Raw genomic sequence first — 25,076 nt, 5'->3', positions numbered from 1 at the left:
CACACACAACATGAAAAAAGTACTCATTCTCGGCGTTAATGGCTTCATCGGCCATCACCTGTCGAAGCGCATTCTGGAAACCACCGACTGGCACGTCTACGGCATGGACATGAACACCGACCGTATCACCGACCTGCTGGAGAATGAGTCCTTCAAGTCGCGCATGCACTTTTTCGAGGGCGACATCACCATCAACAAGGAATGGGTCGAGTACCACGTCAAGAAGTGCGACGTGATCCTGCCGCTGGTCGCCATCGCCACGCCGTCGACCTACGTCAAGGCGCCGCTGCGCGTGTTCGAACTGGACTTCGAGGCCAACCTGCCGATCGTGCGCTCGGCCGCCAAGTACGGCAAGCACCTGGTGTTCCCGTCGACCTCGGAAGTGTACGGCATGTGCCACGACGAGGAATTCGACCCGGAGAACTCGGAACTGATCTGCGGCCCGATCAACAAGCCGCGCTGGATCTACTCCAACGCCAAGCAGCTGATGGACCGCGTGATCTGGGGCTACGGCATGGAAGGCCTGAACTTCACGCTGTTCCGTCCGTTCAACTGGATCGGCGCCGGCCTGGATTCGATCCACACGCCAAAAGAAGGCTCGTCGCGCGTGGTGACGCAGTTCTTCGGGCACATCGTGCGCGGCGAGAACATCTCGCTGGTCGACGGCGGCCACCAGAAGCGCGCCTTCACCGACATCGACGACGGCATCGACGCGCTGATGAAGATCATCGAAAACAAGAACGGCGCCGCCACCGGCAAGATCTACAACATCGGCAACCCGACCAACAACTTCTCGATCCGCGAACTGGCCGACATGATGCTGAAGCTGGCGCCGCAATACCCCGAGTACGCCGACGGCGCGGCCAAGGTGCAGATCGTCGAGACCACCTCGGGCGCCTACTACGGCGAAGGCTACCAGGACGTCAAGAACCGCGTGCCGAAGATCACCAACACCTGCGAAGAGCTGGACTGGAAGCCGACCACCACCATGGCCGACGCGCTGAAGAAAATCTTCGACGCCTACCGCGGCCAGGTGGCCGAGGCACAGAAGCTGGTGGACTAAGCATTGACTAGCAAACCCCTGATGGTGTTGAAGATCGACGTCGACACCTACCGCGGCACCCGCGAGGGCGTACCCAACCTGGTCCGCACGCTGAAGGCGCACAACGCCGGCGCCACCTTCCTGTTCTCGCTCGGCCCGGACCACACCGGCTGGGCGATGCGGCGCGCGCTGCGGCCGGGTTTCTTCAGCAAGGTGTCGCGCACCTCGGTGGTCGAACACTATGGCTTCAAAACCCTGATGTACGGCGTGCTGCTGCCGGGCCCGGACATCGGCAGGGAATGCGCCGCCGAACTGCGCGCGGTGCGCGACGCCGGCTTCGAATGCGGCATCCACACCTGGGACCACGTGCTGTGGCAGGACAACGTCGCCAAGCGCGACGCCGGCTGGACCACCACCATGATGCGCAAGGCCGCCGCCCGCTACACGCAGGTGTTCGGCGAGGCGCCGCGCACCCATGGCGCCGCCGGCTGGCAGATGAACGACGCCGCCTTCCACGAGCACGACAGCGCCGGTTACGGCTACGCCTCGGACGGCCGCTGCGTGCTGAAGGCAAACGGCCAGCTGGCCCATCCTGCCGACGGCCCGCACCGCCTGTCCGACGGCGCGCAGGTGCTGCAGCACATCCAGATGCCGACCACGCTGCCGACGCTGGACGAAATCCTCGGCTGCGAGATCGATGGCGTGACCATCACGACCGGCAATATCGCCGCCTTCCTGCTCCAGCTGACCGAGGGCGCCACGCGCGACCACGTCTATACTTTGCACGCCGAGCTTGAAGGACAGAAACTCGCCCCCATATTCGAGCAGCTATTGGCAGGATGGCAAGCACAAGGATACCAACTGGCGTCCATGGCCGACTACTATCACAAGATAAAAGACCTGCCGATGCCGGTTTGCCCCATCACCTGGGGCGAGCTGCCGGGACGTTCGGGCCAGCTGATCATTCAGGGCCCGGCGCGCGCCGACTAACCTCTCCAGGAGACGCCTGTGGCTGATGTAGTAACCGATTTCTCCGCGCCGATGACCAGCGGCCAGACCTTCCAGTTGTCCGGCCGTCCGGCGCGCTTTACCGTGCTGTTCTTCTACCCCAAGGACAACACCCCAGGCTGCACCACCGAGAACGTGGCCTTCCGCGACCTGTACCCGCAATTCCAGGCCGCCAATACCGAGATCTACGGCATCAGCCGCGATTCGCTGCGCTCGCACGAAAGCTTCAAGGCCAAGCTTGGCCTGCCGTTCGAACTGATCTCCGACCCGGACGAAAAAGTCTGCGAGCAGTTCGGCGTCATGAAGATGAAGCAAATGTACGGCAAGACGGTGCGCGGCATCGAGCGCAGTACGTTTGTGATTGACGCTACCGGCCAAATAGTGAAAGAATGGAGAGGCGTGAAGGTAGCAGGTCACGTCGATGAAGTGCTGGAATTTGTGGCGCATCAGGCTTGAGTTTTTGGATGCGCGCTCTTCCGGTGTGCTTAACCTGTAGCGAGCGACATCAACATTTTGAGTCATCACTGTAATTCCTACCCTCCTCGGTGGCCAGCCGGCCACCTTGCGGTACTTTCACCGGGCCGGAGTCGCGCCCGTCGGCAGTCTACTTTTCCCTTTTACCCAGCATCCACCCCATCGGGGCGTTTCCCCATGGGCGGATTCCTCCAGATATCTTTCGATTGAGATCCTGATGCCACTGCCAAAAATACCAAGTAAGCCAGCGACTATACTGTTGGCAAAAGATTACCCCCAGGCCACCGGCCGCGTGACGCCCGCCCTCGCGGCGGTGGCGGACATCGCGCCCGCGCCGGCACCAGCGCCGAAGAAAGCGGCGACCGTCAAGGCAGTTCCCGCAGCAAAGAAACCGGCCGTGGCCAAGACCCCGGCCCCGGGCAAATCCAAGGCCGTGGCCGCCGTGCTGAAAGCCGCGCCAGCCGTCCTGCAGGCCGCCGCCGACGCGGTCGAGGCCAAGGGCAAGCCGTCGCCGCGCAACAAGGTCACGCCGATCGTGGCCGAGGCGCCGCATCCGGCCAAGCACAAGACCAACGAGGTGACAATCAAGTCGTCCACCAGCCGCCACGCCGACCAGACCGGCGCCACCAAGATGTTTGTGCTGGACACCAACGTGCTGATGCACGATCCCTCGTCGCTGTTCCGCTTCGAGGAGCACGACGTCTACCTGCCGATGATGACGCTGGAGGAGCTGGACAACCACAAGAAAGGCATGACCGAGGTGGCCCGCAACGCGCGCCAGGTCTCGCGCACGCTGGACGCGCTGGTCTCCAACACCGACGACGACGCCATCGAGAACGGCATCCCGCTGTCCAAGCTGGGCAACAAGGACGCCAAGGGCCGCCTGTACTTCCAGACGCGCCTGCAAACCGCCGAGCTGCCGGTCGGCCTGCCGTCGGGCAAGGCCGACAACCAGATCCTGTCGGTGGTGCGTTCGCTGGAAGCCGAACAGGAAGGCCGCGCCATCGTGCTGGTGTCGAAAGACATCAACATGCGCATCAAGGCGCGCGCGCTGGGCCTGCCGGCGGAAGACTACTTCAACGACCACGTGCTGGAAGACACCGACCTGCTGTACTCGGGCATCGTCCAGCTGCCGGACGATTTCTGGAACAAGCACGGCAAGGACCTGGAATCGTGGCAGGAAAATAAAAACGGCCAGAGCGCGACGTTCTACCGCGTGACCGGGCCGTTCGTGCCGTCGATGCTGGTCAACCAGTTCGTGTTCCTGGAGCCGAAGAATGGCGAGGCGCCGTTCTATGGCCAGGTCAAGCAGATCAACGGCAAGACCGCCGTGCTGCAGACGCTGCGCGATTTCAGCCACAACAAGAACAATGTCTGGGGCGTCACCGCGCGCAACCGCGAGCAGAACTTCGCGCTCAACCTGCTGATGAATCCGGAATGCGACTTCGTCACGCTGCTGGGGCAGGCCGGCACCGGCAAGACCCTGCTGGCCCTGGCCGCCGGCCTGGCGCAGGTGCTGGAAACCAAGCTCTACAACGAAATCATCGTCACCCGCGTGACGGTGCCGGTCGGCGAAGACATCGGTTTCCTGCCGGGCACCGAGGAAGAGAAAATGTCGCCGTGGATGGGTGCGTTTGACGACAACCTGGAAGTGCTCAACAAGTCCGATTCGGACGGCGGCGAATGGGGCCGCGCGGCGACGCAGGACCTGATTCGTTCGCGCATCAAGATCAAGTCGCTGAACTTCATGCGGGGCCGCACCTTCGTCAACAAGTTCCTGATCATCGACGAGGCGCAGAACCTGACGCCGAAGCAGGTCAAGACGCTGGTGACGCGTGCCGGCCCGGGCACCAAGATCATCTGCCTGGGCAACATCGCGCAGATCGACACGCCGTACCTGACCGAAGGTTCGAGCGGCCTGACCTACGTGGTGGACCGCTTCAAGGGCTGGTCGCACAGCGGCCACGTGACGCTGGCACGCGGCGAACGCTCGCGCCTGGCGGACCACGCCAGCGAGGTGCTGTAACGGTATAAATCGTTTAGTTCGGCCCCCTCAGCCCCGCCCGCAGCAATGCCGGCGGGGCTGATTTTTTAGGGCGCGGATGGCACCGTCAAAACCCGCAAACCGCTACGCCAGGGTCTGACCCCGTACGGGGTCAGACCCTTTCGTTTGGGGGGTAAAGCAAGCATCAAACCTTCTTACGCCGACGGGCGACAGCGCCCACCACCCCCAAGCCACCCAACATCAACGCATACGTCTCCGGCTCCGGCACCGGCGCCATCTGCAGCGTACTCGCGTTAAAGCTCTGGAACGCCCCGCCATTGGCCGCATACTGCACCTGCTGGCCGCCATCGCAGCAGCCCTCCAGCCCATAAATGGTCAGCGTATGGTTGCCCGCCGTCAGCGCCTTGTTGTTCACACTGAACACCGACCCCGTGTTGGCATAATCATGCGCCCACCACATATCGTTGGTCCTGAAATCGACCGCCTGCCCATCCAGGAACACCGCGCCGCCGTTGCCGAAGTCAACGCCCGCGCGGAACGAATACGTCCCCGCCGCAGCCAGGCCAAAATTGATGGTCGATTTAAACGCAATATTGGTCGCCCCCGCGCCAAACAGCGACTGGTTCGACACGATGTCGTAGTTGTTCAGCACGGTGGTATGCGACGAATTGGCAACAGCCGCATCCACCACCGCACGGTAATCGTTAGCGCTGACCTGCGCGCCCGCGTTCGAATAGCCGGTCTGGAAAGTGATGACGGCCGCCTCGGCGGTGCCATAAACGAGAGCGACAGCGAGAGCGGCGAGTTTGACGTATTTCATGATGGTCCCTGTAGGTGAAATGGTTAAAAAGCGGCGAAAGCCTAACCAGGTACGGGGATGTGGGACCGTGGCGATGATGTTTCTTTTGTGTATTTTTAAATGCTTAATAGCATGTTTCGAATGTTATCCGAGGCAATGTACGATGTCAATCGCGCAAAAACCACGAACAGCGGGGTGAACACCAGCCTGTAAAAGTGCTTGAAACCGGCGGCATCCTGTATGACACTAGGCATCCAAGTTATTGATTTTGCCCGGATTTCATGCCCTAGCAGAGGTCAGTCATCATGGACATTCCTATCCTGATCCAGAAAACGATAGGCGCCAAAAAATATGGCGTCACGGTGCCGGACATCCCGGGCTGCGTGACCACAGGCGAAACGGTGGACAAAGCCATGAGCAATGCCACCAAGGCCATCTACGGCCATGTCGGCCAGCTGGTCGAAGCCGGCAAATCGTTCGAAATCAAGCCATCGGAACTGGAAACGCTCTCGCAGGAACCGGACTATGCCGGCGGCATCTGGGCCCTGGTCAGCCTCGACCTGGCCCGGCTGGACGACCCGCCGCAGGACTAATTGGCCGGCTTGGGCTGGGCATCCGCCATCGCTTCCGCCAACGATGGCACATGCAGCGCGGCGCGGTCGGCGTCGGTGACGGCGTTGGGGTCAACCGGGTAAAGCGAGCGCACACCATCCTTGGAGACCTGGTACTGGGTGCCGTACCACTGTGGCAGCTTCTTCCACATCAGATAGCGGTCCCAGGAAGCCGCGATCAGCCACTTGGGCGCCGGCTGGCCGGGCTCCAGCCGGGAGGCGATAACGGCAAACGCGTGCGCCAGCTGGAAATCCTTCGGCTTCTCCCCATGCTGGTAAATCATGGCGGCGTGATAGTAATCCTCCGCCGTGCGGATCTCGCCGCGCGCCAGCATCTCGGATACGCGCTGGCGCCGTTGCGCATCGTTGGCGTTGACTACGGTCCAGTCGATCTTGTCCGGCGCGCGGTCCGCCGTATCCGCCTTGTTCATCGTCCTGAGCTCGGCGTTGGACGCCAAATCAGACGCGGCACACACGGCACACGCCATCGCCAACGTAGCGAGCACCATCCTTCTCATCGACCGGTTGACGCCCTGCGCCTTGCCGGCCCATGCGCGGCCGGGAGAAGTCCGGGCCTCCCTCGCCCTTGTGGTTGTAGACCACCTCACGCCGGCCCCCGCAAATGAATCAGGGGATAGGCGCGCCCTTGGCCATCCAGCGCGGAACGGCCGGTGCGGACAAAGCCGATGCGTTCATAGAACGCCGCAGCCTGTCCGTTCTGCTCGTTGACATCGGTGGTCAGCACCGGATGCAGCGTCCACGCATGCGCCACCAGCGCCTGGCCGATCCCTTGTCCATGATGCGCGGGATCGACAAACAACGCCTCCATGTGCGCATCGCTCAGCAGCATGAAGCCAAGCGGCACATCCTGCTCATCGACGGCCAGCCATAGCGGCGCGGACGGCAAAAAGCCGCGCACCTCCTCATCAATGGCCGCACGGTCCGCCGCCGTCAAAAAATCATGCGTCGCATCGACAGCCCTGCGCCAGATGCCCACCACACGCTCCCCATCGCCAACACGCGATGCCCTGATACTGATCATTTCCTGAAACCCCTTCTCCAAAACACACGCACCAGCCACACGGCCAGCGCCAACGCAAACAGCCACGGCAACAGGTAAGCAAGACCAGTCACCAGTCGAGCAATGCCTCTGGCGCCCTGCCGCGCCAGATTACCTTGCCGCCCCGCGTCCAGCTAAGACGTCAGCAAGGCGCAGCGCTTTTCGCAGTCCGCCTCGCTGGCCGCCAACAGCCTCGCGCACATCCCCAGCAGAAATCTGTTCATCGATCATTCCGGCGAGTTAAGGATTTGGCAATCATACAGTAACGCTTGACCTTCCCACGGCAGGAAGGATTAAAGTACGGGTATCGACACTGATTGAGGAGTATGCGATGTACCAGCTTCAAGTAGAAAACATGAGCTGCGGCCACTGCGTGGGCGCCGTCACCAAGGCCGTGCAAGCCATCGACGCCAGCGCCAAAGTGGAAGTCGACCTGGCCACCAAATCGGTCAGGATCGACAGCGCCACGCCGCTGGCCCCACTGAAATCCGCCATCGCCGACGCCGGCTACCCGGTCACCAGCGCCGCCTGATCGCGCGCACAAACGGCGTCCTCCTTGACGCCGTGAATTTAACGGCCCGCAGTAAGCTCTGCGGTCGTTTTGATCTCCACCATCATCCAAAAACCATCCTGGAAGCGCGCATCATCAAGCCACGATTCAATGGTGGATGGTGGAGGCAAAGCGCTGTCACCATCCTCATACATCGTCCAAGCTGCCTCCTGGGCCATCGCAGGCAGATCGATCAGCTCATCAGCTGCGGTGTGCACACCCGGAAAATCGGGAAAACTAGCACCGTAAGCGCTGCCGTCATCTTTCCATACATACAAAGGGTAAAGCATATCCAAACCTCACTTCCGTCTGCGCCGTACCAAATCTTCCGGCAACGCGAGCGCCCGCTACTCCAGCTCCGGATAATGACGGAAGATATCCGTCTCGTTGTTCGCAATCCGCCGCGTCGAGTTGAGGTAGGCTGCGATGTTGGGCCGCTGCGCCACTTTCGCGTGCAGCGCATGCAGGCGCGGATAGGATGGCGCCAGTTTGGCCATCGTCTTGGGGAAGGCGTACATCAGCCCATCGAGCAGCTGGAACAGCGACAGGTCCACGTACGACAGCCGCGATCCCACCGCGTAACCGCCCCGCCCCGGATTGCGCTCCATGATGCCTTCAAAATAATCGAGGAACTTCGGAATCCGCTGCGCGCGGAAATCCTTCGACCGCGCCTTGGCTTCCTTTTTCTGATCCTCGTAGTAGGCGTTGGTGGAAATCGGATGGTGCGTATCATGCGCCTCCGCCACCATATCGGCGATCGTCAGCTGCAGCTGATTGGTCCACAAGCGCCCTTCCTGCGAACGTGGCGCCAGCCCATGCCGCGCGCCGAGAAACTGCAGGATATTGGCGGTCTGCCCGATCAGCAATTCGCCCGCGCGCAGCACCGGCGGCGCGAACGACGGATGATCGACCTTGCCGCCATCCAGGCTGGCCTTCAGTGCCGCCATGCCCCCCTTCCCGCGCGCCACGTCCACATACGGCACGCCGGCTTCCTCCAGCGCCAGCCGCACAAATTCGCCACGGCCCTGCAAGCCGTCCCAGTAATAGAGTTGGTATGGAGTCGTCATGCGGCCATGGTAGCACCGGCACCGCGATGACGGAGCCCGATTCAGCGCGCTTTTTGGCCGCCGCCGCTCTCAATCGGCCAGGCGTTGCAGGATCGGACAGTCGGGACGCTGGTCGCCGTGGCAGCAACTGGCCATGGTCTGCAGCGTGTCGCGCATCTCGGTCAGTTCGGCGATGCGCTGATTGAGTTCGGCCACGTGGCCCATGGCGATGGTCTTGACGTCGGCGCTGGCGCGCTCCTTGTTCTGCCATAGCGACAGCAGGTCGCGGATCTGCTCCAGCGAGAAGCCCAACAAGCGCGCGCGCTTGACGAAGCGCAGCGTGTGCAGGTCGTTGTCGCCGTAGATGCGGTAGCCGGCGTCGCTGCGCTTGCCGGGCGGGATCAGGGCGATGCTTTCGTAGTAACGGATCATTTTGGCCGAGATGCCGGTGGCCGTTGCGGCTTGTCCGATGTTCATGACTGGTTCTCCGGTTTCCAGCGGCGCAGCAGCAGCGCGTTACTGATCACGCTGACCGAGCTGAGGGCCATCGCGCCGCCGGCCACTATGGGGTTGAGCAGGCCGAAGGCAGCCAGCGGGATGCCGATCAGGTTGTAGATAAAGGCCCAGAACAGGTTCTGGCGGATCTTGCCGTAGGTGCGGCGCGAGATCGAGATGGCCGCCGCCACCAGCGCCGGGTCGCCGCGCATCAGCGTGACGCCGGCGGCGTGCATGGCGACGTCGGTGCCGCTGGACATGGCAATGCCGACGTCGGCGGCGGCCAGCGCCGGCGCGTCGTTGATGCCGTCGCCGACCATGGCGATGGTGCCGCCGTCCTGTTTGAGCGCGGCGATGGTGCCGGCTTTATCGGCCGGCAGCATGTTGGCGACGATGCGCCGCACGCCAAGCTGCTGGCCGACGGCGTTGGCGCTGCCCTGGTTGTCGCCGGTCAGGAGCACGGTGTGGATGCCCATGGCGTGGAGTGCGGCGATGGCGGCTTGGGCTTGCGGTTTGAGGCGGTCGCCGAAGGCCAGCAGGCCAAGGAGCTGGCTGTTGCCGGCGTCTGCCAGCCAGGAGATGGTGTGGCCGGATTGCTCCAGCGCTGCGGCGCGCTGCGATAGCGCTTGCAGTGCGATGCCCTGCTCCTGCATCAAGCGCGTGCTGCCCAGCAGCAGCCGCATGCCGTTCACCGTGGCCGAGACGCCGCGGCCGGGCAAGGCGCTGATGTCGGATGCCAGCAGCGGGCCGGCGGCGGGGGACGATGGCGCGGCGATACCGTCGGCTGCAACTGCGGCGGCTTGCTGGACGGCGCGGGCCAGCGCGTGCTCGCTGCCGCGCTGCACGGCGGCGGCCAGTTGCAGCAGGCGCGCGTCGGCGACGCCCGGCGCCGGCACCAGCGCGGCCAGCGATGGCTGCCCCTCGGTCAGGGTGCCGGTTTTGTCGAAGGCCACGGTGGTGATGCGGTGCGCCAGTTCCAGCGCCTCGGCGTCCTTGATCAGGATACCGTAGCGCGCCGCCACGCCAGTGCCGGCCATGATGGCGGCCGGGGTGGCCAGCCCCAGCGCGCACGGACAGGCAATCACCAGCACCGCTACCGCGTTGATGATGGCCCGCTCCACATCGCCGCCGGCCATCCACCAGCCGGCGAAGGTCAGCAGCGCCAGCACCAGCACCACCGGCACGAAGATCGCGCTGACGCGGTCCACCAGGTGCTGCACCGGCGCCTTGGCCGCCTGCGCGTCCTCCACCAGGCGGATGATGCGCGACAGTGTGCTTTCCGCGCCCACCGCCGTCACGCGCACCAGCAGCAGGCCTTCGCCATTGATCGCGCCCCCGGTCACGCGCTCGCCCGCGTGCCGCGCCACCGGCAGGCTCTCGCCGGTGATCAGCGCCTCGTCCACATGGCTGGCGCCTTCGGTCACCACGCCGTCGGCGGCAATGCGTTCCCCGGGACGCGCGACGATGATGTCGCCCACCTTGACCTCGTGAATGGCGACATCCACATCCTCCCCGCCGCGCCGCACGCGCGCCGACTCAGGACGCAGCGTTTGCAGCGCGCGGATGGCCTGCGCGGTCTGGCGCTTGGCGCGCGCCTCCAGCCACTTGCCCAGCAGGACCAGCGTGATGACCACTGCCGACGCTTCAAAATACAGGTGCGGCATGGCGCCCGCCATCAGCAGCTGATAGACACTCAGGCCGTATGCCGCACTGGTGCCCAGCGCCACCAGCAGATCCATATTGCCGCTGCGCGCCTTGGCGGCCAGCCAGCCGGCGCGATAGAAACGCGCGCCGAGCCAGAACTGCACCGGCGTCGCCAGCAGCCATTGCAGCCGGCCGTCCAGCATCCAGTGGACGCCGGCCAGTTCCAGCAGCATGGGCACAATCAGGGGAAGGGAAAACAGCGCCGACAGCGCCACGGCGGCACCGCCGGTGGGCGCCAGCAGCGGCGCCGCAGCCGCGCGGCCAGCTTGCGCGGCTGCGGCTGCGCCTGCGCCTGCGCCCGTGCCCGTGCCTGCGGCCGACGACGACACTGGCGTGGGCGCGCTGCCCGGCTCGGGCGGCGGCAACGAGGCCTGGTAGCCGGCCTTGTCGATGGCTTGCGCCAGCACGGCAAAGTCGACCGGCTCGGCCGATTCGACGCGCGCCATCTCGGTTGCCAGATTGACACTGACTTTGTCGACGCCCGGCACCGCCGCCAGCACCCGCTCCACCCTGCCCACGCAGGAGGCGCAGCTCATGCCGTCAATTTTGATCGCTTGCTGATTCATGGGACACCCGATGCTGTATTTTCATACCTACAGCATCAAGTATCCCACGATTGGAAGGTCAAGGTTTTTTTAGCGGACTTCGCAATCGACCGTATTGGGCTTCGTCGTTGCGCCGCTGTTGCCGGGCTCGCCGATGTTGGTGTTGAAGATAGGCGGCGGCGTGAACTTCAAGCCGGGATTCTGCGGCAGCACGATGGGCGGCACGGTGAAATTGGGTGTAAAGCCAAACTGGCCGGCATTGAACAATTGCGAACCGCCCTGGTTGCTCAGCAAGACTATCCCATCCAGTACCTGGAGGTAGAGGCCTGGCGCCACGCCCTGCGTGCCGCTCGATGGCACTGGCGGCACGGCGCCAAGCGGGACGATGTCGGCGATGAAGGTGGTGCCGCGGATGCCGATGGTGGCGCTGGGCGTCTTCATCGCGAACTTTTCCTTGTTGCGCTTGCCGAGCAGACCGGTTACCGAGCGCAGCCCGCCTTTGACCAGGTTGAAGGAGGCGTTGTCGCCGTCCGGGTTGCCGGCGTCGTAGGCGAAGTTCTCGACCTTGAAGGTGGTCGAGGGCTTCAGCGTGATTTCGCTGTTGTCGATGAATTTGACCATGGCGTAGGTGTTTTTCTCGGTCACCAGGGTGTCGCCGCTTTCCACCTCCGACTTCATGGACAGCACCCGCACGGCGCCATCGGCCTTGCGCGCCATCAGTGGACCGCTCAGCTGCACAATGGTGCCCGCCACCTGCGCGGCCCAGCTCAGGCTGGCCACGCAGAACAACATCAGCGCCAGCCAGGCTTTAATTGCAGTAGAGTTTTGGAGTTGTTTCATTTTTGGTTCCGGTGGTGTCTTTGGTGGTTGCCAGTTTGTCGGCTTTGTCTTCAGGTGTGGACGAGTTGCCGCTGCCGCCCGAGCCGCCTCTGCCCGATTCGCCTTTCTCCACCGCGGTGCTGCTGTTGACGATGGTGATCACCTGGTTGGAGGCTTGCTGCACTGGCTTGTAAGGCTCGGATGCCGACGGCGGCGACAGCACCTGGCACAGCGCCGAGTTCGGCGCGATGGTGCAGATGTCGGCCGACGGTGGCGGCGTTGGCACAGGCGTTGGCGTTGGCGTCGGCGTCGGCGTCGGGGTTGGCGTTGGCGTCGGGGTTGGCGTTGGCGTTGGCGTCGGCGTTGGCGTCGGCGTTGGCGTCGGCGTTGGCGTTGGCGTTGGCGTTGGCGTTGGCGTTGGCGTTGGCGTTGGCGTCGGGGTTGGCGTTGGCGTTGGCGTTGGCGTTGGCGTTGGCGTCGGCGTTGGCGTTGGCGTTGGCGTTGGCGTTGGCGTTGGCGTTGGCGTTGGCGTTGGCGTTGGCGTTGGCGTTGGCGTTGGCGTTGGCGTCGGCGTTGGCGTCGGCGTTGGCGTTGGCGTTGGCGTTGGCGTTGGCGTTGGCGTTGGTGTTGGCGTCGGTGTTGGCGTCGGTGTTGGCGTTGGCGTTGGCGTTGGCGTCGGTGTCGGTGCTGGCACCAGCGTCACCGTCACCGCACCATTCCCGGCCGTCACCGAGCCGGTCGAGGCATAGCTGGTTGCCGTGATGGCCACCTGCCCGCTGGCCGACGACACCACACCGGTACTCCCCACGGTAATCGTATTGCTCGGGTCATAGCCAGTCCCCGCCGCCAGCGTGATGTTGCCGCTGTCCGACGTCACCGCACCATCGATCACCAGCGGACTATGCGTCTGCAGCGTGATCGCGCCACTGGTGGTGGCCACCGTGCTGCCATTGATCACCTTCATGCCGCCGGTATTGTCGATGCTGATCGCGCCGCCATTGCCGCCGCCGGCGTCGATCTGCTTGACGTTATGCACCGTCAGCATCTCGGTATTGTTATTGGTATTGGCGATATAAATCCCGGCATTGCCGCCGCTGCCGGCGGTATTGGTCACGGTCAGCTCGGCCACGCGGGTCACCAGCGGACTGCCGCTGGCGCCCACGCCGCTCTGCGTGTTCAGCGTCAGCGCATTGGCCTTCAGCGTGCCGCCCGTCGCCGAGCCGCTGCCGCGCACCACGCCGCCGCTCAACACGTCGAGTACCACGTTGCCGTTGCTGGTCACGCCATTGACGCCATCCACCTGCGCGATCGCCAGCGTGCCGGTATTGGCAAAACTCAGATTGCCGACCACTGGCTGCGTCACGACAAAGCTGCTGAAGCTGGAAGCGCCACCCGACCCGGTCTGATCCGCCGCCAGATTGGTGACGGTATTGCCCGCGTTGGTCAGCGTGATATTCCCGCTGGTTTTCAGCGCCAGATCGCGCGCGTTGATCGCGCCGGTCTGGGTGATGTCGCCGCTGTGGCCGAGCAGTGCCACCGTGTTGGTCTTGGCATTCAGGCTGCCGGCCAACTGGCCACCGCCGGCAACGATGCCGGCCACCGAAATGGTGCCCAGATTGAGCACACCATCGGTCGAGCCGAATGCCACGGTGGACGCCGCCAGGTGCCAGAAATTGCTGACCGCCATACAAGTGGCGCCACAAGCGCTGCCGCTGCCAACCACCATGCTGTAGCCGTTGCTGTACGGATGGACTGCAGCATAATCCGCATTCAGGTCCGCCGCCAGCGTCAGCGCGTTGGCGCCAATGTCGAAACTGCCCGCCGAGCCGGCGTGATTGACCACCACCGTATTGCCCGACAACGCCACGTTCTGCGCCCGGCCATTCAGCGTGCCGCTGACCGTGATGCCGGTGGCCTCAACGTCGATGTTGCCGGTGGCGGCCGAAGCGAGCGACACATCGCCCAGCGTCAGCGCCTGGCTGTTCTTGAACGACAGCGATCCCACATTGGTCGCGCTCAGCGCCGTGATGGTGTTATCGCCCAGCAGACTGACCGCGCCCGGCGTGGTCACGCTCAGCGACAGCGCATTCAGCACGCCATCGCCGGCCGCCTGCGCAATGGCGCCGGTGCCGGTCAGCACAATGCCGCCGCCACCGCTGATGCTGCCGACGCTGTAGTCGCCATAGCCGTTGTAGCTGAAACTGCCGTTGGCGCTGGCGCCGCTGACACGGGCCGCCAGGTTGGCACCGCTCAGCGCAACGTTGCCGCCGGCGCTGACATTCAGATTGGCGGCGGTGATCACACCGCCGCCGGTCACGTTGGCGCCATTTAGCGTCACGCTCTGCCCGGCCGCGCTCAACGCGCCGCCCACCGCCAGGTCGCCCACGGTGTAGACGGTGATGGTGCCGTCCGGGTTACTGCCGTTCAGCGTGATGGCGCCCAGCGTCACCGTCTGGCCGCTGGTATCGTTCAGCGACAGCGACCCCACGCTGGTGGCGCTGAGCGCGGCGATCTGGTTCGAGGTGCCGTTCAGGCGCACGGCGCCGCCCGCCGTCAGCGACACCGAAGTGGCGTCCAGCGAACCATCCATCCCCTGATCGATGCCGCCAACCGCGTTCAGCGTAACGCCGTCGGTCCAGCCGGTGACGTGGCCGATGCTGATGTCGCCCGCGCTGCTGTAACTGAAGCCCTTGGTGGCGTAGCCGGAGAGGGTGCCGACCACATTGGCGCCGGTCAGCGTGACGCGACCACCCTGCGCATACAGGCTGTCGGCGGTGATGACGCCGGTGCCGATGATATCGTTGACCGCGGTCAGGTTCAGCGATTGCTTGACGCTGAGCGCCTCGTTGACCGCAATCGCGCCGCCGCCGAGATTGAGCTGGCCCACCGTGCTGGTGCTCAGGTCGACCGGGCCGGCCACGGTCAAGGTGCCGGTGTAGTCGGCCTTGGTGCCGATGTCCAGCGTGGCCGCGTTCAGCGTCTTCAGTTCGTCGGTCGTCAGGCTCAACTTGTCGGTCTGCTCGGCGCCGAGGCTGATGCCGGTGGTGGCATCGTAGACGTTGACGGATATGCCCTCGCCGCTGATGCTGCCGCCCAGGCTCATCTTGTTGCCGGTCAGCGCCACCGAACTGGCCTGGATGGTGGCGTTGGCGCCGGTGGTCAGCGTGCCGCTGCCATCGACGCTGACAGCCAGCTGCGTCACGCCGCTCAGCGCGTGGTTCAGCGTAATGTCACCGGCGCTTTCCAGTTGCAGGTGGCTGATGCCGCTCAGCGTGACGTCGCCGCCGCTGCTTATGCTGCCAGAGCCGCTGTCGCCGATCAGCAGCGTGTCGGCGGCCACCTTGTCCAGCGCGGCCTGCGTCAGGTTCAGCGTACCGGTGCCGGTGCCGCCGAAGACGATGCCCCGGCTGGCCGTGAACGGCTTGAACGACACCGTCTTGCCGGCAATGGTGCCGCTGCCGCCATTCAAATTCATGTTATCGGAGACGAAAGACAACACCGGATAGCCGTCGCCGGTGACCACCATGCTGTTGGCGCCGAGCGTGATGTAGCCGCCGGCCACGTTGGCGATGGCGTCCAGGCTGCCGCCGCCGAGATCCACCGCGCCGTTGATGGTGAGGTAGCTACCGCGCAGCGTCAGGTTGCTGCCGGCAGTGTTGATGACATCCGAGCTTCCGAGCGAGGCCAGTGTCACGCCGCCCATGCCGGAGGCGCTGCCGCTGGCGGCGTCGTTGGCGCTCAGCGTGACGGCGCCGTACATGTAGATGGGCGCATTGACCTTGATGTCATTGCCCGCCTGCGCCGTCAGGCCGGCCGTGGTGTCGCTATAAATGGCGGCGCTGAAGGTGATGTCGTGCTTGGCCTGCAGCACCACGTTGGTGCTGGATTCGGAAATCAGATCGGCCCCGATCGACGTGGTGCCGGTCGATGCGCCGGCGCCGAAGGTGGCCGCATCGCCCAACACGCCGCCGCGGCCGCTCACCACTTCGATGTCATACGGGTCGAGCAGCCAGCTGCCGGTCTTGCCCCTGGCCGCGCTGGTGGTCACGCGCGCGCCGGCCACGTCCAGATAATCGCCGGAGGTTTCCACCCTGCCGCCATTGCCGCCCAAGGCGCCGCCGCGCGCCGACAGCGCGCCGTGCATGCGGGTCGCCTGCTGGCTCCACACCACCACGGTGCCGCCGTTGCCGCGCTGCGTGGCGTCGGCGCTGATCACCGCGTCCTTGCCCACGTAGGTGGACTGCGCGTTCGTCACCGCCGCGTTCTTGCCCTGGTAGTCGCCGCCGACCAGCACGCTGCCGCCGCCGGCCGCGCCGCTGGCGTCCACCAGCGCGTTGCCGGTCACGCCCACCTGCTGGCCCAGCAGCAGGATGTCGCCGCCGGTGTTGAGGTTGCTGCCGGTGGCGGTGGTCGTGCTGCCCGCCTCCACCAGCGTGGTGCCGCTGGCCTTGAGCACGATCTTGCCGTTCTCGCCGCGCACCGCGCTATTGGCGTTGATGGCGCCACGCTGGTTGACCAGCGCGCCGTATACACCCACGCGCCCGCCCTGCGCCACGATGCTGCCCAGGTTCAGCGCCTGATCGGCCGGCGCCGACACCACCACCTGCACGTTCGGATCGGCCGAGTCGAACAACTGCACGCTGCGGCCGGCCGCCAGCACCACGTCGCCGTTTGGCGCCGAGATGATGCCGCTGTTTTCCACCGCTGGCGCGATCAGGAAGATCTGCCCGCCGCGGGGCGTGGTGATCGTGCCCTGGTTGACAACCTTGCCAGCCACGTCGCCGGCGGTGAAGTTGTTTTTGCCGGCCAGGAAATCGGCGTTCGAGATAGTCAGGCTGGAGGCCACCAGGCCGTTGACGTCCACGCGCGCGCCGGCGCCGAACAGCACGCCGTTGGGATTGATCAGGAACACCTTGCCGTTCGATTGCAGCGAACCGAGGATCTGGCTCGGGTCGACGCCGGTCACGCGGTTCAGCACCTTGCTGTCGCCGCTCTGCTGGAGAAAGCGGGTGATCTCGCCCGGCGCAATCGAGAAGCTGCGCCAGTCGATGATGGTGTTGGGCGTGTTGGTGATGGTGTACACGCCGCCCTGCTGATTGAACGTCGCCATGCCGTGCACCACGGTCGGCGACACCGGATTGGCCTGGGCCACGTTGAAGGCGGCGGCCACCACCACGGCCAGGGCTTTACGACGCAAGTTAAAACGGGGCTGCGGTTTCATCTTGTTCTCCGGGTCAGTAGGCCAGTCCCAGACGCAGGTGCAGACGATTGGCGTTGGCGCGGGCGGTGGCGCCGGCTTTGGTCACGTGGCCATAATCCAGTTGCAGGTTGACATAGGTGGACAGCACGAAGCGCGCGCCGAGGCCGGCGCTGGCGATGGTGGTGGTGTCCAGGTCGCCCGGCTGCGCCTTGTTGCGGCTGACGTAGGCGGTATCGTAGAAGCCCAGCAGGCGGCAGTTCCAGCCGGTGCGCGTGCACAGATTGGGCGTGTACGCCTCGAGGTTGACGCTAACGCCGGAATCGTTGGAAATCTCGCGCTCGATGAAGCCGCGCACCGAGGTGGCGCCGCCGGCGCCGAACTGCTCGCCCGGAATCAGCGCGTCGCGGGTGTACTGGCCGTTGACGATGGCGCGCAACTGCCACTGGCTTTGCAGCGCGCGCGTGATGCTGCCGCCGAAGCGCAGCAAGGTGTAGTCTGGCTTGGCATACAGCCGCGCCGCCGTGAAGGCGCGCTGGTCGCCATTGCTGCCGCCGGAGATGTTGCGCACCAGCGTGATCTGGCCGCCGACGTCGCCTTGGGCGATCGGCGCGCTGGCCTGATAGCCGAGGCTGAGCGGGCGCACCGTGACGTTGTTGCCCAGTTCGGCCGTCTCGAACAGCACGCTGTTCTTGAAGGCCTTGACGTCCACGCCGTACGACAGCTTCGATTCGATCTCGCCGCGCTTGGCCAGCGCCTGGTTGTAGCGCGCGCCATACACCGCGCCCTTGCCGCTGACCGCCAGGCTGAGCGCGCCAGCGCTGATCACGCCGGAATCGACGTTGGAATAGCTGGCGTAGAAGTCCAGCGAATCGCCCGAGGCGTACAGCGGAATGTGGTAGCCCAGGCCATACACCTTGACGCGGCCGGGTTCCTCGGCCGAGGTGGTGTACTGCAGCGAGGCCAGATGGTCGCGCCCGAACAGGTTGGCGTTTTGCAGGATGACGCCGACGTGGGTCTTGCCGCTGGCTTCGGTGCCGGTGTTGTCGACGTTGCCCATCACCTTCCACGGCGACTCGTCCTTGACGTCCAGCACCGCGTCCACCTCGTCCGGCAGCTCGCTGCTCTGCAGCTTCATGGTCACCTGCTTGGACGGGCTCTCGTTGCCCTGCTTCAGGTTGGCCGACACCGCCTTCAGATCGGGCGAGCGGCCCGGCTGCAACGCCGGCAGGCTGCGGCGGATGTTGGCCTCGTCGAAGTACTGGTTGTTCTTGACCGTCACGCGGCCAATTTTGGTCTCCACCACGCGCAGCGTGACCACGCCGCCGTTCAGCTCCTGTTCCGGCAGTTCGACGGTCACCACGTTGTAGCCGTGCTGGTGGTAGCGCGCCTCCAACGCCTCCAGCGCACGCTGCACGTCGCCGAAGTCGCGCTGCTTGCCGCTGAAGGAGGACAGCACGGCGTCGATCTCCGATTGCGGCAGCAAGGTGTTGCCCTTGACGTCAAAACGGGAAATCTCAAAGCGGACGACGCCGTCGTCCACCGTGTCCGCGCCCCACGCCGACGCCACCGCCACAGCCAGAAGGGAAGCTGCGAGCAGGCGCGTGATTTTATATGTCATGTTGTGGCCCATGGATTAATTGCAGTACATTTTCTTGGTCTGTTCCTTGGCGCTGGCAAGGTCGGTGTTGCTGGTGGCAGCGCGCTTGTCCTCTGGCGTCTTGTTGTCCGGCGCGCTGTTGCCGCCGCTGGCCGTGCTGCCCGACGCCTGGCTGCCGGCGTTGCTGCTGTTGATGATGTTGACCGTCGAATTGATCGCCTGCGCCACCGGCTGGCCGCTCTGGCCCTGCGCTGCTGCTGCGGCGGCCGCGTCGGCGGCGGCCTTGGCGGCGGCGGCGTCGGCGGCGGCCTTGGCGGCGGCGTCGGCGGCGGCTTTGGCGGCCGCATCGGCGGCGGCTTTGGCGGCCGCATCAGCGGCGGCCTGCGCGGCGGCATCGGCCGCAGCCTTGGCGGCCGCGTCGGCGGCGGCCTTGGCGGCAGCGGCGTCGGCGGCGGCCTTGGCAGCGGCGGCATCGGCAGCCGCTTTGGCGGCAGCGTCAGCGGCGGCCTTGGCAGCGGCATCGGCGGCTGCTTTGGCGGCGGCAGCGTCGGCCGCGGCCTTGGCGGCGGCGGCATCGGCGGCCGCCTTGGCAGCTGCCGCGGCCGCTGCGGCAGCGGCGCCATCGTTGACAGTCAGCGCGGTGCCGCCGGCAATCGAGCCGCCCACGGTGCTGATGGAACCGTTGGGCGCGGACAGCGAGACGGCCGCGCCGCTGCTGTTGATCAGCGTGCCGCCGAGGGTGGAAATGCTGCCGCTGGTGGCCACCGCGTTGATACTGCCGCCCGGCTGCACCGTCAGCACGCCGCCCAGCTGGATGTTGGTGCCGGCCGTCAGGCCGATGGAATTGACGGCCAGCAGCTGCGAGCCGCCGTTCAGCGTGATGTCGGTGCTGGCGGACAGCGTGATGTCGCCGCCGGACACCGTGTCGTTGATGGTGACCGGGCTGTGCGCGGTGATCGACACCGAACGGTCGCCGGTAATGCTGCCGGCCGTGTGGATGCCGCCGTGGTTGTCGATGATCACGCTGCCCTGGGTGTTCAACACGCCCAGCGCCAGCTCGCCGCTCGACACCGTGTTGGTCAGCGCGATATCGCCCTGCCCGGCGACCACGGCGGCAAACGCGCCCACGTGGTTGTTGGCGTTGGTCAGCGCGATATCGTGCATGGCGGTGGCGCTGACGCTGTCTGCCACCAGCTGGCCGCCGCTGTTCTGCGTGATGCTGCCGCCCTCGCCGGCGTTCAGCGTCAGGCTCTGCGCGCGGATATTGCCCAGCGCGATGTTGCCGCCGTTGCCGATGGTCACCGCGCCGTTGCTGTCGATGATGCCGCCGCTCTGGCTCAGGCCACCGATCACGATCTCGCTGCCGCTGGCGCCACTCAAGGCGCCGCTGATCAGCGCCGCGTTGCTCGCATACAGGCGGCCCTGCACCGCCAGCGCGCCGCCGTTTTGCGTCAGCGTGCCATACACATTGGACGCCAGGTCGCCCTTGCCGGTCAGCGTCAGCTTGCCGCCGGTCAGCGTCAATGGCGCGCCGCTGGACGTCAGCGTGGCCAGCGTGGTGTTGCCGGCGCTGGCGTCGTAGGTGATCAGGCCGGCGCTGCTGCCGAGCGAGGCCGCCAGCACGTTGGCGCCGTCCGGGGCGATGCCGTCAGCCCAGTTGCTGGCCGCGCTCCACAAGCCGGGGCCGGTGCCGATCCAGGTCGACAGCGGCCGCGCCGTGATGTCGCCGGTGATGTTGGCGGCGATGACATAGTTGCCGGCATCGGCGCCGCCCAGGCTCAGCGGCGTGCCGCCGACCGTGACCAGCTTGGCCACGCCGACGTTCTTGTCGGCGTAGGTGGCGGTGGCGCCCTCGCTGACCAGCGACACCGCGTCGCTGATGCCCTCCGCACCGCTGAGCACGCCGCCCAGCGTGGCGTTGGCAAAGCTGCCGGCGGTGGAGTTGTTGTATTGCTTGCCGGCCAGCGTCAGCGTCAGCGTGGCCGGCGTGATGTCGGCGCTCAGTGATGGCGCGGCGGCCAGCACGTAATTGCCGGCGTCGGCGCCGCCCAGCGTGAGGCCACTGACGGTGACCGTCTTGCCGGTGCCGACATTCTTGTCGGCGAACAGGCCGCTGGCGCCGGTAATACTGACCTGGTCGTTGCCGATCACGCCCTGCAGGGTGCCGCCAGTGACGGTGGCCTTGCGGCCGTAGGTGCCGGAGATGGCGTCGTAGTCGAGGTTGTAGACGCGGCTGGCGGCGCTCAGTCCGGTGATGCTCAGCTGCGCCGGCGTGATGTCGGCGCTCAGCGTCGGCAGCACGTAGTTGCCGGCGTCCGCGCCGCTCAGGGTGAAGCCGCTCAGCGTGACCAGCTTGCCCTCGCCGACGTTCTTGTTGCTGAAGCTGGCCGTGCCGCTGCCGCCCAGCGTCACCACGTCCGAGCCGAAGGCGCTGATGATCGGCGTGCCGCTCAGCGTGGCCACCGTGGTGCCGTCGTAGGTGCGCGAGTTGGCGCTCAGGCCGCTGATCAGCAGCGCGGCCGGCGTGATGCTGCCGCTGCCGCTGACGCCGCCGCTCAGCACATAGTTGCCGTAGTCGTTGTTGGTCAACACCGCATCGACCACCGTCAGCGGCTTGTTGGTGCCGACGTTCTTGTCATTGAAGCTCACCGAGCCGCGCACGCCCAGCGTGTCGCCGGTCACCAGATTGCTGAAGGTGTAGTTGGCCGGCGCTTCCAGGTAGGCCACGCCGTCGTAGGTCTTGGTGGCGCTGACGGTGGCCGTGACGGTGCGCGGCGTGATGGTCAGCTGGGCGCTGCTACCGGTGTAGCTGATGTCGTACTGGGTTGACCACAGGCCGCCCACCGCATAGGTGCCGGCATTGACCGCGCCGTCGAAGCCCAGCGTGCCATTGACGCCGGACTGCGGCACGCCGCTGGCGCTGCCGCTGAACGCGGCCGACTGGCCGTCGTAGACCTTGGTCACGCTGTCGCCGCCGCTCACGTTCACCGTCACCGGCGTCAGGAAGGCTTTCAGCAATGGCGTGGTGTGGCCGCTGTAGATGCGCCAGGCGCTGCCGAAGCCAAAGCCGTCGTAGCTGCTCTGCTGCTGCATCTGTGCCGCGGTCAGGCCGATGCCGCCGGCGGCGTCGGACCAGGTGGCCGTGGTCTGGGCGAAGTAGCCGTTGCTCAGCGTGCCCGACTCGACCGAGCCGACCAGGCCGTAGACATGGTAGAAGCCGCTCCCGCTCACCGTGCCGGTGCTGTACACATTGCTGATGCTGCCGTCGAACAGGTCGCCGGCCAGGCCGCCGATGTTGGCGTGGCTGACGCTGTAGTCATCGGTATTGCCGCTGACATTGCCGCTGGCGTAGGCATTGCTGATGGTGCTGCCATTGGTGTTGCGGCCGACCAGCCCGCCCACATTGCGGCCGCCGTCAACGTTGCCGGTGGCATAGGAGTTGCTCAGCGTACCGCCGTTGTTGTCGCCGATCAGGCCGCCGACGATCTCGCCCGAGCTGTACACGGCGCCGCTGGCGAACGAGGTCGTCACCGAGCCGATGGCGCTGCCGTTCTTGGTGTTGCTGCCTACCAGGCCGCCGGTATAGCCCTGGCCGCCGCCGCGCACCGCCGCGCTGGACGACGACAGGCTGATGGCGCCGGTATTCACGCCAACCAGGCCGCCGATATTGGAGGCATTGTAGCCACCGTCGCCGGTCACCGTGCCGGCGCTGACGGCGTTGCTGATGACGCCGGCGTTATTGCCCACCAGCGCGCCCACATTGCCCACGCCCTCGACATCGCCGCTGACGGTGACGCCGCTGATGCTGGCCGCGGCGTTGCTCACCGAGCCGGCCAGTCCGCCAACATTGCTGTGGCCGGTCACAGTGAGGCCGCTCAGCCTCAGGTTGCTGATGGTGCCAGTCGACACCGCGGAGAACATGCCGACGTTGTCGACGCCCGCGCGGCTGATGTTCAGGCCGGAGATCAGATGGCCGGCGCCGTCAAAGGTGCCGGTATAGGCGCTGCCGCTGGCGATCGGCACAAAGCCGCCGCTCCAGGCGGCGCTGGCGCTGGCATCGATGTCGTTGGCCAGCACATACGCGCTCGATAACAGCTGCGAGGCCACGCCCTGCAAGCCGTAAATGTCGGCCAGCTGGTACGGCGACTGCAGCGTGCCAGTGCCACCCACCGCGCGCAGGAAGCTGCCGCCGCTGAGCTGGAAGTCGCCCGCGCTGAAGCCCGGCAGCGACGCCGCGTTCTGGACCCAACTGCCGCTCTGCAGCTTGAAGGTGCCGCCGACCGAGACGTTGCCGCTGGCGTTGATGGTGCCGCTGGCGTCCAGCGTCAGGCCGCCGGCCGCGACCGTGTTGCCCAGCGTGTAGCTGGTGCCCTGCAGCTTGATGTCGCCGCCGTTCGAGGTCAGCGTGGTCAGCCCGCTGATGGCGTTGCCGCTGTTTTGCAGCGTGATGCTGCCGGCCGACAGCGCGGTCAGACTGGTCACGGCCAGGCCATCGATCGGGCTGGTGGTCTGGACGATGGCGCCGCCGGAAATCATGTTCAGCGCGCCGCCGATGCCGCTGATCGACGCCTTCAGCGCGATATCGCCGTCGGCGTGCAGGTTGAGCGCGTGGTTGCCGGTCCACAGCAAGGGGCTGATCACGTTGATGTTGCCGCTGCCAATGCCGTTGCTGTTGGCCGTGCTGACGGTGACGTCGGTGGTCGCCAGCGCCGACTGCAACACGCCGGTCAGCAGCAGCGAATCCTGCACGTGGCCGCTTTCGAGGAACAGGCCGCCGTTGGAGGTCAGGGTATTACAGCACAGCATACCGAAGCCGGTGGCGGTGGACAGGCTGTCGGCGATATAGACGTCGCTCGGGTCCAGCAGCAGCGAACCGTTGGCGCCCTTGGGCGCGCGCGTATCGACCGTGCCGCGCATGTCGAGATAATGGCCGGAGGTTTCCACCTGGCCGCCATGGCCGCCCTGCGCGCCGCCGCGCGCGGAAATCGCGCCCAGCATCTGCGTCGCCTGGTCGCTCCACACCACCACCTTGCCGCCGTTGCCGCTGTCGGTAGCGTCGGCGCGCAGCAGCGCATCCTTGCCGACATAAGCCTGCTGGGCGTTCATCACCGCCGCGTTCTTGCCCTGGTAGTCGCCGCCGACCAGCACGCTGCCGCCGCCGGCCGCGCCGCTGGCGTCCACCAGCGCGTTGCCGGTCACGCCCACCTGCTGTCCCAGCAGCAGGATGTCGCCGCCGGTGTTGAGGTTGCTGCCAGTGGCGGTGGTCGTGCTGCCCGCCTCCACCAGCGTGGTGCCGCTGGCCTTGAGCACGATCTTGCCGTTCTCGCCGCGCACCGCGCTATTGGCGTTGATGGCGCCGCGCTGGTTGACCAGCGCGCCGTACACGCCCACGCGCCCGCCCTGCGCCACGATGCTGCCCAGGTTCAGCGCCTGGTCGGCCGGCGAGGACACCACCACCTGCACATTCGGATCCCTGGAGTCGAACAGCTGCACGCTGTGACCGGCCGCCAGCACCACGTCGCCATTCGGCGCGGAAATGATGCCGCTGTTTTCCACCGCCGGCGCGATCAGGAAGATCTGGCCGCCGCTGGGCGTGGTGATCGTGCCCTGGTTGGCAACCTTTCCAGCCACGTCGCCGGCGGTGAAGTTGTTTTTGCCGGCCAGGAAATCCGCGTTCGAGATAGTCAGGCTGGAAGCCACCAGGCCGTTGACGTCCACGCGCGCGCCGGCGCCGAACAGCACGCCGTTGGGATTGATCAGGAATACCTTGCCGTTCGATTGCAGCGAGCCGAGGATCTGGCTCGGGTCCTGCCCAATCACGCGGTTCAACACCTTGCTGTCGCTGCTTTGCTGGATGAAGCGGGTAATCTCGTCGGCGCCGATGGAGAAGCCCTGCCAGTTGATGATGGCGTTGGGCGTGTTGGTGATGGTGAAGGTCTTGCCTTGCTGGTTGAAGGTGGCCTGTCCCGCCACCACCGTCGGATTGACGGGCGCGGCGTGCGCGCCGGCATAGCAGGCAGCCACCAGGACGGCAAGGGCTTTACGGCGCAGGTTGTAGGGACGATAGGCTTGCATAACGACATCCTCGGACTGGGGCGGACTTCAACGTGCCGCCGTGCTC

The 25,076-nt window shown here is 65.7% G+C and carries 17 protein-coding genes; 6 read left to right on the top strand and 11 right to left on the bottom strand.

Features of this window, described 5'->3' with window-relative positions:
• Positions 1 to 10: 10 nt before the first annotated feature.
• The 4 genes from FHW58_RS00500 (at position 11) to FHW58_RS00485 (ending at position 4,550) form a co-directional block, all read left to right on the top strand.
• Positions 11 to 1,063, top strand: a complete 1,053-nt coding sequence (locus FHW58_RS00500) for a bifunctional UDP-4-keto-pentose/UDP-xylose synthase (protein WP_179671142.1) — start codon at positions 11 to 13, stop codon at positions 1,061 to 1,063.
• Positions 1,064 to 1,084: 21 nt separating this feature from the next.
• On the top strand, positions 1,085 to 2,032 hold the full coding sequence (locus FHW58_RS00495) for a polysaccharide deacetylase family protein (RefSeq protein ID WP_179673221.1): 948 nt from the start codon (positions 1,085 to 1,087) through the stop codon (positions 2,030 to 2,032).
• A gap of 18 nt (positions 2,033 to 2,050) precedes the next feature.
• On the top strand, positions 2,051 to 2,506 hold the full coding sequence (locus FHW58_RS00490; protein ID WP_179671141.1) for a peroxiredoxin: 456 nt from the start codon (positions 2,051 to 2,053) through the stop codon (positions 2,504 to 2,506).
• Between the two features lie 235 nt (positions 2,507 to 2,741).
• Positions 2,742 to 4,550: a PhoH family protein gene (locus FHW58_RS00485; protein WP_179671140.1), complete on the top strand. Its 1,809-nt coding sequence runs from the start codon at positions 2,742 to 2,744 to the stop codon at positions 4,548 to 4,550.
• A 163-nt stretch (positions 4,551 to 4,713) separates the two neighbouring features.
• Here FHW58_RS00485 and FHW58_RS00480 read toward each other — a convergent pair whose 3' ends face one another.
• Positions 4,714 to 5,349: a CCXG family PEP-CTERM protein gene (locus FHW58_RS00480; protein WP_179671139.1), complete on the bottom strand. Its 636-nt coding sequence runs from the start codon at positions 5,347 to 5,349 to the stop codon at positions 4,714 to 4,716.
• A gap of 284 nt (positions 5,350 to 5,633) precedes the next feature.
• Here FHW58_RS00480 and FHW58_RS00475 point away from each other — a divergent pair, with 284 nt between their 5' ends.
• Entirely contained in the window at positions 5,634 to 5,921 is a 288-nt protein-coding gene (locus FHW58_RS00475; RefSeq protein ID WP_179671138.1) for a type II toxin-antitoxin system HicB family antitoxin, read from the top strand.
• Here FHW58_RS00475 and FHW58_RS00470 read toward each other — a convergent pair.
• Both FHW58_RS00470 and FHW58_RS00465 read right to left on the bottom strand, forming a co-directional pair.
• A complete protein-coding gene (locus FHW58_RS00470) occupies positions 5,918 to 6,370 on the bottom strand; it encodes a hypothetical protein (RefSeq protein ID WP_179671137.1) in 453 nt (150 codons plus the stop codon). The two genes, FHW58_RS00475 and FHW58_RS00470, sit on opposite strands and share 4 nt — an antisense overlap.
• A gap of 173 nt (positions 6,371 to 6,543) precedes the next feature.
• Positions 6,544 to 6,981 (bottom strand): acetyltransferase, encoded by a 438-nt coding sequence (locus tag FHW58_RS00465; protein WP_179671136.1) that lies wholly within the window; start codon positions 6,979 to 6,981, stop codon positions 6,544 to 6,546.
• 349 nt (positions 6,982 to 7,330) lie between these two features.
• Between FHW58_RS00465 and FHW58_RS00460 the strand changes: the two genes are divergently transcribed.
• The gene (locus tag FHW58_RS00460; protein WP_179671135.1) at positions 7,331 to 7,531 is read left to right on the top strand and encodes a heavy-metal-associated domain-containing protein; all 201 of its coding nucleotides are present in this window, start codon (positions 7,331 to 7,333) and stop codon (positions 7,529 to 7,531) included.
• A gap of 38 nt (positions 7,532 to 7,569) precedes the next feature.
• On the opposite strand, the gene FHW58_RS00455 is transcribed toward FHW58_RS00460, so the two are convergent.
• The 8 genes from FHW58_RS00455 to FHW58_RS00420 form a co-directional block, all read right to left on the bottom strand.
• Positions 7,570 to 7,839, bottom strand: a complete 270-nt coding sequence (locus tag FHW58_RS00455; protein ID WP_179673220.1) for a type II toxin-antitoxin system HicB family antitoxin — start codon at positions 7,837 to 7,839, stop codon at positions 7,570 to 7,572.
• A 57-nt stretch (positions 7,840 to 7,896) separates the two neighbouring features.
• Entirely contained in the window at positions 7,897 to 8,616 is a 720-nt protein-coding gene (locus tag FHW58_RS00450; protein WP_179671134.1) for a glutathione S-transferase, read from the bottom strand.
• 69 nt (positions 8,617 to 8,685) lie between these two features.
• Positions 8,686 to 9,072 carry a Cu(I)-responsive transcriptional regulator gene (cueR, locus tag FHW58_RS00445; protein ID WP_179671133.1) on the bottom strand — a complete coding sequence of 129 codons (387 nt, stop codon included), beginning with the start codon at positions 9,070 to 9,072 and terminating at the stop codon, positions 8,686 to 8,688.
• Positions 9,069 to 11,360 (bottom strand): cation-translocating P-type ATPase, encoded by a 2,292-nt coding sequence (locus tag FHW58_RS00440; protein WP_229265002.1) that lies wholly within the window; start codon positions 11,358 to 11,360, stop codon positions 9,069 to 9,071. The genes cueR and FHW58_RS00440 overlap by 4 nt, the downstream gene beginning before the upstream one ends.
• A gap of 69 nt (positions 11,361 to 11,429) precedes the next feature.
• Positions 11,430 to 12,179, bottom strand: a complete 750-nt coding sequence (locus FHW58_RS00435) for a FecR domain-containing protein (protein WP_179671132.1) — start codon at positions 12,177 to 12,179, stop codon at positions 11,430 to 11,432.
• Complete coding sequence (locus FHW58_RS27370) at positions 12,148 to 17,379, bottom strand: filamentous hemagglutinin N-terminal domain-containing protein (protein WP_229265001.1); 5,232 nt, start codon at positions 17,377 to 17,379, stop codon at positions 12,148 to 12,150. Before FHW58_RS27370 ends, FHW58_RS00435 begins: the two co-directional genes overlap by 32 nt.
• Positions 17,380 to 17,392: 13 nt before the next feature.
• On the bottom strand, positions 17,393 to 18,976 hold the full coding sequence (locus FHW58_RS00425; RefSeq protein ID WP_179671131.1) for a ShlB/FhaC/HecB family hemolysin secretion/activation protein: 1,584 nt from the start codon (positions 18,974 to 18,976) through the stop codon (positions 17,393 to 17,395).
• Between the two features lie 15 nt (positions 18,977 to 18,991).
• Complete coding sequence (locus FHW58_RS00420) at positions 18,992 to 25,030, bottom strand: YDG domain-containing protein (RefSeq protein ID WP_179671130.1); 6,039 nt, start codon at positions 25,028 to 25,030, stop codon at positions 18,992 to 18,994.
• Between the last annotated feature and the right edge of the window lie 46 nt (positions 25,031 to 25,076).

This window comes from Duganella sp. 1224, assembly GCF_013408245.1.
GTDB lineage: Bacteria > Pseudomonadota > Gammaproteobacteria > Burkholderiales > Burkholderiaceae_D > Rugamonas.
The sequence above is the reverse complement of the archived record's forward strand: the minus strand, read 5'-3'. Positions and strand labels throughout refer to the sequence as shown.